The organism is Bradyrhizobium sp. Leo78 (assembly GCF_059512425.1).
On the sequence record NZ_JCAMOT010000049.1, the window covers coordinates 38,421 to 51,999 of the forward strand.

The 13,579-nt window shown below is 60.0% G+C and carries 11 protein-coding genes; 9 read left to right on the forward strand and 2 right to left on the reverse strand.

Annotated features, from left to right (window positions below; genetic code table 11):
* The first annotated feature begins 150 nt into the window (after nucleotides 1-150).
* The 4 genes from AC5ZG1_RS37395 (at nucleotide 151) to AC5ZG1_RS37410 (ending at nucleotide 3,729) form a co-directional block, all read left to right on the forward strand.
* A complete protein-coding gene (locus tag AC5ZG1_RS37395; RefSeq protein ID WP_456646050.1) occupies nucleotides 151-708 on the forward strand; it encodes an NADPH-dependent FMN reductase in 558 nt (185 codons plus the stop codon).
* Between the two features lie 30 nt (nucleotides 709-738).
* Complete coding sequence (locus tag AC5ZG1_RS37400; protein WP_496135885.1) at nucleotides 739-1,617, forward strand: NAD(P)-dependent oxidoreductase; 879 nt, start codon at nucleotides 739-741, stop codon at nucleotides 1,615-1,617.
* A 295-nt stretch (nucleotides 1,618-1,912) separates the two neighbouring features.
* Nucleotides 1,913-2,377 carry a DUF2231 domain-containing protein gene (locus AC5ZG1_RS37405; RefSeq protein WP_496135886.1) on the forward strand — a complete coding sequence of 155 codons (465 nt, stop codon included), beginning with the start codon at nucleotides 1,913-1,915 and terminating at the stop codon, nucleotides 2,375-2,377.
* Nucleotides 2,377-3,729: a PQQ-dependent sugar dehydrogenase gene (locus tag AC5ZG1_RS37410; RefSeq protein WP_496135890.1), complete on the forward strand. Its 1,353-nt coding sequence runs from the start codon at nucleotides 2,377-2,379 to the stop codon at nucleotides 3,727-3,729. The genes AC5ZG1_RS37405 and AC5ZG1_RS37410 overlap by 1 nt, the downstream gene beginning before the upstream one ends.
* A 178-nt stretch (nucleotides 3,730-3,907) precedes the next feature.
* Here AC5ZG1_RS37410 and AC5ZG1_RS37415 read toward each other — a convergent pair whose 3' ends face one another.
* Together AC5ZG1_RS37415 and AC5ZG1_RS37420 are read right to left on the reverse strand one after the other, a co-directional pair.
* Entirely contained in the window at nucleotides 3,908-4,288 is a 381-nt protein-coding gene (locus AC5ZG1_RS37415) for a hypothetical protein (protein ID WP_496135887.1), read from the reverse strand.
* 717 nt (nucleotides 4,289-5,005) lie between these two features.
* Nucleotides 5,006-5,194 (reverse strand): hypothetical protein, encoded by a 189-nt coding sequence (locus AC5ZG1_RS37420; RefSeq protein ID WP_456646054.1) that lies wholly within the window; start codon nucleotides 5,192-5,194, stop codon nucleotides 5,006-5,008.
* 324 nt (nucleotides 5,195-5,518) lie between these two features.
* On the opposite strand from AC5ZG1_RS37420, the gene AC5ZG1_RS37425 reads away from it, so the two are divergent.
* The 5 genes from AC5ZG1_RS37425 to AC5ZG1_RS37445 all read left to right on the forward strand — a co-directional run.
* Nucleotides 5,519-6,697, forward strand: a complete 1,179-nt coding sequence (locus AC5ZG1_RS37425) for an efflux RND transporter periplasmic adaptor subunit (RefSeq protein WP_456646055.1) — start codon at nucleotides 5,519-5,521, stop codon at nucleotides 6,695-6,697.
* Nucleotides 6,694-9,804 carry an efflux RND transporter permease subunit gene (locus tag AC5ZG1_RS37430; RefSeq protein ID WP_456646056.1) on the forward strand — a complete coding sequence of 1,037 codons (3,111 nt, stop codon included), beginning with the start codon at nucleotides 6,694-6,696 and terminating at the stop codon, nucleotides 9,802-9,804. The genes AC5ZG1_RS37425 and AC5ZG1_RS37430 overlap by 4 nt, the downstream gene beginning before the upstream one ends.
* A gap of 72 nt (nucleotides 9,805-9,876) precedes the next feature.
* Nucleotides 9,877-10,797, forward strand: a complete 921-nt coding sequence (rpoH, locus tag AC5ZG1_RS37435; protein WP_496135891.1) for an RNA polymerase sigma factor RpoH — start codon at nucleotides 9,877-9,879, stop codon at nucleotides 10,795-10,797.
* An 807-nt stretch (nucleotides 10,798-11,604) separates the two neighbouring features.
* Entirely contained in the window at nucleotides 11,605-13,083 is a 1,479-nt protein-coding gene (locus tag AC5ZG1_RS37440) for a catalase (protein ID WP_456646057.1), read from the forward strand.
* A gap of 122 nt (nucleotides 13,084-13,205) precedes the next feature.
* On the forward strand, nucleotides 13,206-13,579 hold a 374-nt coding region (locus tag AC5ZG1_RS37445; protein WP_496135888.1), incomplete at its 3' end, for an aquaporin.

The window sequence follows — 13,579 nt, forward strand, 5'->3', positions numbered from 1 at the left end:
AGCCGCCTGGTGACCCCTCCTCCCGAACGACCAGGCTTGCTGCGGCCGTTCATTCGTCCCTAAATGGACGGCCGCTTCCTTCTTTGTCGGCGGACGCGCGGTCGGTGTGCTGCCGGGCGGTTGGCCTACTGCTTCCTTGGAGCACCCAAAATGCATGACCTTGTCATACCAACGCGCCTTGTTGGCCTACCTGGCAGCTTGCGTAAAGCTTCCTATTCACGTGCGACCTTGTCGAGCCTGCGCGACAATCTTCCGCGGTCGGTGGGTCTTGAAATCTGCGACCTGCGGCTTCCGCTTTACAGCGAGGATGAGGATCGAGCTGACGGACCGGAACAGATACGGCTGTTTCGAAATGCCATCGATTCCAGCGATGGTGTCGTCATCGTGACGCCGGAATACAATCATGGTATTCCCGGCGTATTGAAAAACGCCCTGGACTGGGCCTCGCGCCCGTTTGGAAGGTCCGTGCTGATCGACAAGCCGGTGCTGGTCATAACGGTCTCCCCTGCCTTTACTGGCGGCGTGCGAGCCCATGCGCAGGTCAACGAGACGCTTCTCTCGATCCCTGCCCGCATCCTGACCGGACCCCAAGTCGTTCTCGGCGGCATTGCCAGCAAGATGAAAGACGGCATCGTCGATCCATCCTTCCTGAGCTTCACGCTGGAAGCTCTCAACCGGTTGGTCGCAATGTCACGACAACGAGCGTAATGCGCACGCCAGAGTGCTGGAGTTTGCAGAATGAAAATCGGCTTTATAGGTCTCGGCCAAATGGGCCATGGGATGGCTTCCTCGCTCCTGCGGGCCGGCCACGACGTGACAGTCTACAACCGGACGCCATCGAAGGGCGCCGAATTAGTGAAAAAGGGCGCTGTCGCTGCGTCGCGCATATCTGACGCGTGTCACGGAGATGCGGTCATAACTATGCTGGCCAATGATGCGGCGGTTGAGAGCGTCGTTTGTGGCGCTGACGGGCTGCTCGCGAGCCTTCCAGCGGGCCGGATACATGTCTCCTCGAGCACGATCAGCGTGGCGCTATCAGAGCGCCTCGCGGCTGATCACGCGAATGCCGGTCATCGGTTCGTTGCAGCTCCGGTGTTTGGGCGCCCCGATGTCGCCGCGGCCGGAGATCTTTCCGTAGTCATCGGTGGCGACAAGGGCACGATTCAGGAACTCGCATCTGTCTTCGATGCGATCGGGAACAAGACATTCGTGATTTCCGACAAACCCAAGGCTGCCAATCTCGTCAAGCTCAGTGGCAACTTTCTCATTGCGTCCGTCATCGAGTCATTGGGCGAGGCTGTCGCGCTTGTCGCCAAGGATGGCGTCGACCGCGGCGCCTATATCGACATACTGACGTCCACCCTCTTCAACGCTCCCGTCTACAAGACTTACGGCAAATTGATTGTCGAGGCAAAGTTCGAACCCGCCGGCTTCGCCGCGCCGCTTGGTTACAAGGATATCCGGCTTGTGCTGGCGGCTGCCGATGATTTGCAGGTGCCAATGCCAGTTGCGAGTCTTCTTCGCGATCGGTTCCTGACTTTGCTGGCGCATGGCGGCGACAAGCTCGATTGGTCTGCGGTCGGACAATTGGCCAGCCGAGATTCCGGCACCTCGTGATCTATCGAGCAAGGCGCTTTCGGCGCTTGCCTCGCGTGACGATGTTGCGTGCGAGGCGCTGGGATGACGAGCAACGATTGCGACACATCGACGGCAAAAATGGCGCACAAACAGCAATCGGCGCCGAGCCGGGCTTTGCTCCCTGTCTATTATCCACAACAAGCGAAGGCTTTCCTGCGAGACCGCGTCTGGCTTGAGGCACGACGGTGAAGCCGCAGCCACACGCGTCGCACGAGAACTCCAGCTATCGCTGGAGCCCAGGTACCACTTCCCGGCAAGCCACGAGGGTCAAGAAATGCAGCACGTCACGATAACGGAACCGAGCTTCGGGCCTGCATCCGGCCAAGTTGCCAAGTCCGGCAGTCGTCCGATTCATCGAATACTGACGCCCTTTCCCGTCGCCTATTTTACGGGCGCGCTTGGTACCGATCTGGCCTATTGGCGGACTACGGACGTGATGTGGGGAGATTTTTCGGCGTGGCTGATAACTGCTGGCCTGATCATGGCGGCCCTGGCGGCGATCGCTGCCCTGATAGACCTTGCAACCGGCAGGCAAAAGACCGCTTGGGCTCGCGTGACTGGCTACGTCGTCGCGGTCCTCATTGCGCTGGTCAACGTCCTCGTTCACAGCCGCGACGCTTATACGGCGGTCGTGCCGACGGGCCTGACGCTCTCTGCGCTCGTCGTCATCATTCTGTTGGCCATGGCCCCGACCGGTTGGGTCCTGACGTCTCCTAGGCAGGCTGGAGCAAACAAATGATGCCCAAAACTATCAGTTCCGCGAACCTGTCGCGTGTCGCTGCCGTCTTTGTCGCCGTTGTCGGCGTAGGACTTGCTAGTTGCGACGACAACGGCGGCAACCCAAGCGACCAGATCGGCGCGCATCCAGTGTTGCCTGCCCTGCAGCAGTATTTACTGCCGCCGATTCGGATTGCGAAACCAGTTGGGTGGCAAAAAGATCAAAAGCCGACCGTGCCCGAGAATTTACAGGTTCAGGCATTGGCCACCGGCTTAGAGCATCCGCGATCTCTTTATGTCCTCCCGAACGGCGACGTGCTGGTGGTTGAGAGCAACGGTCCGAAGGCGCCGATTTACCGCCCCAAGGACATCGTTACTGCCTGGGCAAAGTGGTTCGCCGGCGCCGCAGCAAAAGACGCAAACCGGATCACGCTGCTGCGCGACACCAATGGCGACGGCATTCCCGACGTGCGGACCGTCTTTCTGGACCATCTGAACTCGCCTTTCGGCATCGCGCTCGTTGGTAACGACCTCTACGTCGCCAATACCGATGCCATCGTTCACTATCCCTACCAGGACGGACAGACCAGCATCACTAGCGCAGGAACCAAACTGACCGATCTTCCCGGCGGCCCGATCGATCATCACTGGACAAAGACCCTGTTAGCAAGCCCGGATGGCTCGAAGCTTTATGTTGGGGTCGGATCAAACAGCAACATTACCGAAAACGGTATCGGAGCCGAATATGAACGGGCCGCGATCTGGGAGGTCGACCGTGCATCTGGCGCCCATCGCATTTTCGCCAGCGGAACACGTAATCCGACCGGGCTTCAATGGGAGCCCGAAACTGGCAGGCTCTGGGCCATCGTCAATGAGCGAGACGAGATCGGGCCCGACCTGGTCCCGGACTATCTCACCTCGGTCCAGGATGGAGGCTTCTATGGTTGGCCGTACAGCTATTACGGTCAGCATCTGGACCCGCGCGTCCAGCCGCAGCGCCCCGATCTGGTGGTTAGAGCCATTGTGCCGGACTACTCGCTAAGCTCTCACGTGGCCCCCCTGGGAGTAGCAATGTACGCAGGCGGCGATCTTCCCGCCGATTATCGAAGCGGTGCGTTCGTCGGCGAACACGGAAGCTGGGATCGAACTCCACTCAACGGCTATAAGGTGGTTTTCGTGCCGTTTAGAGGTGGAAAGCCCAGCGGCCCGGCGCAGGATGTCGTCACAGGTTTCCTTGATGAAGACAATCGCGCCCGCGGACGGCCGGTTGGTCTGGCGCTCGATCGCGCCGGCAGATTGCTGATCGCCGACGACGTCGGAAACACCGTTTGGCGCGTATCGTCAGCTCACCCCGGCTCGAAGCCCGCCACTTAGCGGCCGACACTCCACGCTGCGGCGCCAGCTCACCGAAATCATTTCAAAGATCCGGCACGCGCCGGGTCTTCGTCGCTGCCTCTTTCGCGATACCTTCATCACGCTTCTGTCCTGCTCAAGCGCGCGTCTCATTCAGTCCAATGAACGCAAGTATACTAGAGCGCCCAGTTACGCATGCTCATCTCTGTTGTGAAGTCGGTGTGTGGCCGTCCCCGGCCGTGCCAGCCTCAGACAATCCTGTGGCGGATAACCAAGCCCACTTTGAAAGGAGAATGTCATGAAAGGACGAGTGATGATGATTTTGACAACTGCGCTGCTCGCCGGCAGCCTTGTCGCGGCTGGTGCGCAGGCGCGCGGTGGCGGCGGATTTGGCGGAGGCGGAGGCCATATGGGCGGCGGCTTCGGCGGCGGAGCGCATATCGGTGGTTTTGGTGGAGGTCACGTGGGTGGCTTCGGCGGAAGTCACATCGGTGGTCTTCGAGCAGGCCACATTGACGGTTTTGGCGGGGATCACATTGGAAGTCACGTCGGTCGCGTCGGCGCAGGTCACATCGCGCATGTGGGCCACGAACACCTTGGACGACGCGGTTATGGTCACGGCTTTTACGACTACGGCTTTGATTGCCAGTACTATCGGCCATACACGCGGCCATACTACTGCAACTACGACTACTACTGATCGGGTTATCCACCCGACATCGCAGCAGACCCGCGATGACAAAGTCATTGCGGTCTGACTGCGTTTTCTGCACCCAGATTACCGACTCGCGGCGGTTCGACCCAGAGGACGCACGCGTATTCCACACCTGCGGCTACCATCGATACCGAAGTACATTCGAAGATACCAAATTGCGATGACGGGAGACCCAGGTGCAATAACGGGGTTGAGCGATCTCCGATAGCCTTGGCCAAAATGACTGGTCGAAAAACTTAGTGGCATGGGTGCTCGCCGCAACGACGCGGTTGAGAAACGGAGAATGCCGATGAGATCCTCGCTGATTACCGCTGTGCTTCCGACACTCTTCATCTGCAACGTTGCCATGGCGCAGGGAATACCTACACCGACGCCTAGCATGGGTGCGACGTCGCCACTTAGCTTGGGGTCTGGTTCGACAGTTGCCCCGACCGGCATTCCTCTTGGCGCCACCGAACTGGTGTCCCCCGGAATCAGTCCGGCTCCCAGCGGCGTGACGGGCACAATTGCAGTGCCAGGTGGTGCCACGTCATGTTCGACCGTCGGGACGTCGCCATCAACGATGTACGGATCGACCTCCACTTACGATGGCGGCGGAATGGCTGTTGGCGGTGCAACGCCGGCGACCTCGGCAACATCTGGAATGTCCGCGCCGTCGGGAATGCCGGCGAGTTCAGGAGGTTCGATGACTTCGGGAACACTGGACACGTCGGGCATGTCGGGAATGTGCGGCTCCGGCTCCGGCAGCATCGCCGCATCGTCAACTCCCACATCGACCTCGCCCACAGCGTCGGGTGGCGTCCCTCGAACCGGAATTCCGTTGGGATCCACCGAGATCGGCAATCTTGGGGTCAGTCCCACAATGGTGGTACCGACGCCCGGTGTATCGTCCTATCTGAACACCATGGGATCGAGTTCGCCGGTCCCAACGTTACCCACAGTTTCATCTCCGTCCCAGCTTTCCTCTACGACGACCGCCACTGGAACCACCGCTACCGGGACGCCCGGGGTGTGTTCGTCCGGGACGACGACCGCTGGGACGTTTAGGCCCGCCGGCTGCTGAGAAACAGTTTCAACCTGTGAAGGCGGGAGGCGATGAGAAAGAAAATCATCATTCCTGTCGCGCTGCTTGCTGCCGCAATTGTGGCCGGGGGTCTGTACTTCACGCGCACCAAATCGTTGGACAAGGCTACTGCCGCGCCCGCTCCGCCTGCGGTGCCGGTCGTCGCCGGGGTCGTCGCCCAACATGACGTACCGATCTATCTTAGCGGTGTCGGCACGGTGATTGCGTATAACACCGATGTCGTGCGCGCCCAGATCCAGGGGCAGATCATCAGTATCAACTTCACGGAGGGCCAGACCGTACATGCCGGCGACCTGCTCGCGCAGATTGATCCACGTCCATACGAAGCAATGGTCGAGCAGTACACCGGAACTCTCGAACGCGATCAGGCCCAGCTCACCAACGCCCAGGCCAACCTCACCCGCTACACCAAACTGGGCAAGAACGGCTGGGCCACTCCGCAGTTGATCGAAACCCAAAAGGCGCAGGTCGGGCAGCTGCAAGCCGCCATCAAGACCGATCAGGCATTGATTGATGCGGCGAAGGTACAACTTGGCTACACCCGCCTGACCTCGCCGATCGATGGCGTGGTCGGCATTCGCCAGATCGATGTCGGCAACATCATCAGCCCGTCCAGTACGAACGGCCTTGTCGTCGTCACGCAAATCAACCCGATTTCGCTGATCTTCACGCTGCCAGAGACTGTTCTGGCGCAGATCCAGCAGCAACAGCAAAGGACCAATGCCCCACTCCCGGTCCTTGCCTACAGCCAGGATAATACAACTCTGCTCGATCAAGGCGTGCTCGGCCTGGTCAACAACGAGATCCTGCAAACGACGGGTTCGATTCAGCTCAAGGCAAATTTTCCAAACCAATCGCACCGGCTCTGGCCCGGCGAACTCGTCAATGCACGGCTGCTTGTCGATACAAGGCATAATGGCTTGACGGTCGCTGCCTCGGCCGTTCAACAGGGTCCGAATGGAGCCTATGTCTACGTCATCAATTCCGATAGTACGGTCCAGACCCGACCGGTCAAGATCGCGCAGATCAATGGCGGGCAGGCACTTATCGATTCCGGTCTTACAGCCAACGAGCAGGTCGTGGTCGACGGGCAATACAAGTTGCAGCCCGGCACGCGTGTCACGCTGCTGACCGGTCAGGCGGCCCAGGAAGCCACTGCTCAGAGCGCGCAGCAGGCTCCCATTCCATGAACATATCGGCGGCGTTTATCCATCGTCCGATCGCGACCGGCCTGCTGATGATCGGATTGTTGGTCGCCGGTCTGGTCAGCTATCCGCTGTTGCCGGTGGCGGCCCTGCCCAACGTCAACTATCCGACTCTTCAGGTCACGGCGCAGCTGCCGGGCGCTGACCCGCAGACCATGGCGTCCTCGGTGGCGACGCCGCTCGAATTGCAGTTCGGCGAAATCCCGGGCCTCACGCAGATGACCTCGGCGAGCGCGCTGGGCTACACACAGATCACCCTTCAGTTCGATTTGAACCGCCAGATCGACGGGACGGTCAGCGATACGCTATCCGCAATCAACGCTGCGTCCCCATACCTGCCGGTAGGCATGCCGTATCCGCCGACCATCCGGAAGGTCAATCCGGCTGACACACCGATCCTGGTGCTCGGCCTGACCTCGGACACCTTGCCGCTAACCACCGTCGATGCCTACGCAGAAAATATCCTGCTGCAAAAGATTTCGCAGATATCCGGAGTCGGTCTTGTTGGTATCGGCGGTCAGCAGAAGCCCGCGGTCCGCGTGCAACTCGACCCGCAGGCCCTGGCAGCACGCGGTATCAATCTCGAGGACGTACGGACGGCGCTGGGCCAAGCGAATGTCGATCTACCGAAAGGCACGCTCAACAGCCCACGCCAGACCTACACGCTCAGCACCAACGATCAATTGCTGACGGCCGACGACTACGCCAATCTCGTGATTGCCTATCGCAACGGAGCGCCGGTGCGCATACGCGATGTCGGCCGCGCCATAAGTGCGCCGGAAAATGACTTGATCGCGGGCTGGTTCAACCAAAGGCGCGCCATCATCATGGCGATCCAGCGCCAGCCGGGCGCCAACGTCATCGATACGGTAGATCGAATCAAGGCGATGATGCCGACGCTTCAGGCATCGATTCCGCCCGCCGTCCAGGTCAATATCATCAGCGACCGCACGGAGACAATCCGTGCCTCGGTCAGCGACGTTCAGTTCACCTTGGTGCTGACCGTCGCACTGGTCGTGATGGTGATCTTTATATTCCTGCGTAACTTCTGGGCCACCGTTATTCCGGCCGTGACCGTGCCACTATCGCTTGTTGGTACCTTCGCGGTGCTCTACGAGCTCGGCTACAGCCTTGACAATCTCTCCCTGATGGCGCTGTCGATCGCAGTCGGCTTCGTGGTGGACGACGCCGTTGTCGTAATCGAGAACATCGTACGCCACATGGAGGAAGGTCTCTCGCCGTTCGAGGCGGCGCTGAAAGGAGCTGGCGAGATCGGCTTCACCATCGTTTCGATCACGCTGTCGCTGATCGCCGTCTTCATTCCGCTGTTCCTGATGAGCGGCTATGTCGGTCTGCTGTTCCGTGAGTTCGCTGCCGCGGTGAGCGTGGCACTCGTGCTGTCACTGCTGATCTCGTTGACGCTTACACCGATGATGTGTGCATACCTGCTGAAGCCGGAAACCCACGAGCATGGGCGGCTGTACCGGCTTTCCGAGCGCAGCTTCGATGGCCTGCTCAGGCTGTACGAGGGCGGCCTCAAGATCGTGCTGCGCCACCGTTTCATCACGCTCATGACGCTTATCGGCACTATCGCGCTGACTGGTTACCTCTACGTGCGAATTCCTAAGGGCTTCTTTCCCGAACAGGACACCGCTTTGATCATCGGCCTCTCAGAGGCAGCGCAGGATATTTCCTTTCAGGCCATGGCTGAGCGCCAGCAGGCACTGCTCAACGCGCTGATGCGGGATCCTGCCGTTGCCTCGATCGGCTCGGCGATCGGTGCCGGCGGCGGCAACACCACCGTCAACAACGGCCGGGTTTACATCGCGCTGAAGCCGAAGAGTGAGCGTGGCAACATCGACCAGGTGATGGCGCGGCTGCGGACCAACCTCGCCAAGATCCCTGGCATCACGCTTTACATGCAAGCTGCCCAGGACATCACCATTGGCGGGCGCGTGTCCAAGACAATGTATCAATACACACTGAACGACGCCGATCCTGGAGAGCTCAATCATTGGGCGGGGCTGTTTCTGAACAAGATTAAGGCTGTGCCTGGGATCACGGACGTTGCGACCGATCAGCTCAATTCAGGACCTCTCCTCGACATCACGATCAAGCGCGAAGTGGCCTCCACCTACGGCATCCTGCCCTACACGATCGACAACACCCTTGACGACGCGTTCGGTCAGCGCATCGTCTCGACCATGTACACCACTCTGAACCAGTACCATGTGGTGATGGAGGTCGACCCGCAATTTCAGTACTCACCCGAGGCGCTCAACGGCATCTATGTCAAATCGTCGAGCGGGCAGCAGGTGCCGTTGACCACACTGATTGACTCGGTGGTGAAGGTCGCACCGCTCGTGGTCAACCACCAGGGCCAGTTCCCGTCGGTGACGATCTCGTTCAACCTCCTGCCGGGCACCGCGATAGGTCAGGCGGTGAGCGCGATCCAGCAAATCGAGAAAGACCTCGGCAAGCCTCTCTCGCTTCAGACCAGCTTCCAAGGCAACGCCCAAGCATTCGGCGCGGCGCTGTCCAGCACGCCGATCCTCATCCTCGCCGCACTGTTCGTGATCTACATTATCCTCGGCGTGCTCTACGAGAGTGTGATTCACCCGATCACGATCATATCGACCCTGCCGTCGGCCGGGCTTGGTGCGCTTCTGCTTCTCATGGCGGCCCACTACGATCTCAGCGTGATCGCGATTGTCGGAATCATCCTGCTCATCGGCATCGTCAAGAAAAACGGAATCATGCTGATCGATTTCGCTCAGCACGTCGAACACGAACAAGGTCTGACCGCCGAGGAGTCCATTTATCAAGCCTGCATCATGCGCTTCCGGCCGATCCTAATGACGACGATGGCAGCGATGCTTGGCGGCGTCCCGATGATGCTGGGCAGCGGGGTCGGATCGGAGCTTCGCCAGCCGCTGGGCTACGCGATCGTGGGCGGCCTCGCGCTGTCGCAGCTTCTCACGCTCTACACCACGCCGGTTGTCTACATCTATCTCGACCGGCTGCAGACCTGGCTCTTTCGGGGAAAAAAGCCAGCGGCCGCGAGCCAGGCTGATCCAGCGCCTGCTGAATGAACGATGACGATGAGAATCACTGATCGTACGACGTCGACATCAAGCGGAGCAACTGAGGTGGGCGCGCAGGAAATTCCTTGCAATCGGTCCGCACCAACCACTCGCCGTACGAACGCGCCTCCTGCGGAGAACCCCGGATCAGGCTATTTGGCCGCTATTCGACGCTTCTCGCTCTTGGAGAGAGAGCAGGAGTACCGGCTCGCCAAACGCTGGCGAGAGCGCGGCGATCGCAAGGCTGCGGACCAGATCGTCACCAGCCACCTGCGCCTGGCGGCCAAAATCGCGATGAACTACCGCGGTTATGGCCTGCCGATCTCGGATTTGATAGCGGAAGCCAATGTCGGCCTAATGCAGGCCCTCAACCGTTTCGAACCCGAGATGGGCTTCCGCTTCGCGACCTATGCGATGTGGTGGATAAAGGCCTCAATACAGGACTACATCCTGCGATCCTGGTCGCTGGTGAAAATGGGCACTACGACGAACCAGAAGAAGCTGTTCTTCAAACTGCGTTCAGCCAAGGCCAAGATCGCGGCACTCGACAACGCCGATTTGCGCCCCGAACAGGTCACGGAAATTGCGACCACCCTCGGAGTGAACGATCAGGACGTCGTTGACATGAATTGGCGCCTGACCGGAGATACCTCGCTAAACGCGCCCGTACGTGAGGGAGAAACGTCCAGCGAATGGCAGGATCATCTCGTTGACGAGAGCCCCTCGCCGGAAGCCATCGTCCTCGACCATGACGAAATGGATTACCGGCACGAAGCGCTTGTCCGCGCCATTGGCGTTCTCGGCGATCGAGAGCGGCGCATCTTTCTGGCGCGGCATCTCATCGATGAACCACGCACATTGGACGAACTGGCGATCGAGTTCAACGTTTCACGTGAGCGCATTCGCCAGATCGAGGTGCGGGCGTACGATAAGGTACGGATTGCGGCGAGACGGTCCGCCAAAGAACGACGTGAGCGCCTCCTGACGAAACCACATCTGTGATCTCGCCAAGCGCTAAGGCGCGATGACTTATGCGGACGAGGCGCTCGTGGCTGCTCTTGTCGAGACCTCGGTAGGTGCATGGGCCAGACTCAGGCGTGGGCCGAGCGCTGGCCAGCTGCGGCGGAATAACTGCGGGTTTCTCGAGTTGCCGATCAAGCGCGACGCGGCGAGGAGCACGGCTAGAAGCACGGGTCCGGCGGCAGAGAGGTTGCCGCCGGGACCGCGTGACGGCGATCCAGACACCGAGCAGTGTATTACTAAGCACCTTAGTTGTAGCCGCTGGTACCGGGAGAGTCGCCACCGAACTGAGAAGAGCCAGTTCCGCTCAATGTGGTCGGACCGGCTGCAGTGCCGTTCGGGTTGCCATAGTTCGAGGGCCGATGCATCCGGCTCATGCCGGTTAGGACTCTCGAGTGGTGACGCAATGGTTTTGCGAACGCGAATGTACCGGACAGTGCGAACGCGGCGGCTAATGCGATTGTAGCAAGTTTCATTGTCTCGTCCTTTATGTCGTCAGCCCAAAGAACAAATGGACGCCTCTGCTGGTGGCGCCAGGGGTCGGCAGCTAAACAAGCTCTGCGGCTCCTAGATTAGGGCAAGACCACCTTAAGCTTGGCAATCGAACCAAAGTTGCCGCGAAAGGGATGAGTACATTCAATTCGACCAGTTCTGCGCATGCATTTCGTCACGAGCCGACGTTGCAAAGCAATCTGTGGTGCCGCCGCAGAGTGCTGCGTTTCTGGGTTCTCGATGCCTCAGGAGCCATACGCGGCCACACGCCCATCACTCTCCCACCGGAGCAATCCAATGAACGACATATCCAAACGCCCGCCGCTGTCCCACGCGTCAGGTATGCCTGTCACGGACAATCTCAACATTCAGACCGCCGGGCCGCGCGGTCCTGCGCTGTTGCAAGATATCTGGCTGATCGAGAAACTGGCGCATTTCGACCGCGAGGTGATCCCGGAGCGCCGGATGCATGCCAAGGGTTGGGGGGCACACGGCACTTTCACCGTTACGCACGACATCACCCACTACACCAAGGCGAAGATCTTCTCGGAGATCGGCAAGAAGACGCCGATGTTCGTTCGGTTCTCGACCGTGGCCGGGGAGCGCGGCGCCGCCGACGCCGAGCGCGACATCCGCGGCACCGCCATCAAGTTCTACACCGAAGAAGGCAACTGGGACATCGTCGGCAACAACACGCCGGTGTTCTTCTTCCGCGATCCGCTACGCTTTTCGGACCTGAACCACGCGATCAAGCGCGACCCGCGCACCGGCATGCGCTCGGCCGACAACAACTGGGATTTCTGGTCCATGCTGCCGGAGGCGCTGCATCAGGTCACCATCACCATGTCCGAGCGCGGCATTCCGAAGAGCTTCCGGCACATGCACCTCTACGGCAGCCATGCTTTCTCGATGATCAATGCCGCCAATGAGCGCATCTGGGTGAAGTTCCACTTCCGTACGCAGCAGGGCATCCAGAACATCACCGACCAGGAAGCTGCGGCTATCGTCGCAAATGATCGCGAGAGTCACGGCCGGGACCTCTTCGAGAGCATCGAGCGCGGTGACTTCCCGCGCTGGACGCTTTTCATCCAGGTGATGACGGACGCACAGGCCAAGGCCTTCCGTTTCAATCCGTTCGACTTGACGAAGGTGTGGCCGCAGGGTGACTACCCGCTGATCGAGGTCGGCGTGATGGAACTCAACCGCTATCCAGACAACTTCTTCGCCGAGGTGGAGCAGGCCGCCTTTTCGCCGGCTAATTTGGTGCCAGGTATCAGTTACTCGCCGGACAAGATGCTCCAGGGGCGGCTATTTTCCTATGGCGATACGCAGCGCTACCGGCTCGGGATCAACTTCAACCAGATCCCGGTGAACGCGCCGAAATGCCCGTTCCACAGCTATCATCGCGACGGCCAGATGCGAACCGACGGCAATCTCGGCGCCACGCCGAGCTATTGGCCCAACAGCAAGGGCGCCTGGATGGACCGCAATGAAGCACTGATCGAACCGCCGCTGCCGATCGAGGGCGATGCGACCTATTGGGACCATCGCGTCGAGGACGATCACTATGAGCAGCCCGGCAATCTGTTCCGCAAGATGAGCCCCGCGCAGCAAAAGGTGCTGTTCGAGAACACCGCCCGCGCCATGGGTGATGCCCGACTTGAGGTCAAACAACGCCACATCGCGAACTGCACCAAAGCCGATCCGGCGTACGGCGCAGGCGTCGCGCAGGCGCTGGGCATAAAATCCAAATCGCCGACGGCCGCTGCGGAGTAAACCTGATCGCTCTAGCCGACCGGCGGCGCTCCCGCGGGTGCCGCCGGTCACTCCCCACGAACCTATCGTTCCTCGGCGCGACCTGATCACGCCGAGTGGTCAGCTCATCTTTGGAGTCAATGATGTCCAACCGGATTGCATCCAAGCTCCTCGCGGAGTTCATCGGCACATTTGCATTCGTATTCATCGGCGCCGGTGCTGCGGCCGTGGTCGGCGATGGCGTTGGCCTGCCCGGTATCGCCGCCATCGCCTTTGCCCATGGATTTACTATCATGGCTTTCGTCTTCGCCTATGGCTCCATCTCGGGCGGGCATATGAACCCCGCCGTCACCATCGGCGTGCTCGCCGCCGGCGAAATGCGCGTCGATGAAGCGATTGGCTATATTGTGAGCCAGCTCATTGGAGGTATCGCAGGCGCGCTAGGCTGTGTGGACTCTTGGGATTCTCAAATCAGACGGAACGTGATTCAAGGCTTTCTTTTAGGAGGAAGCCTTGG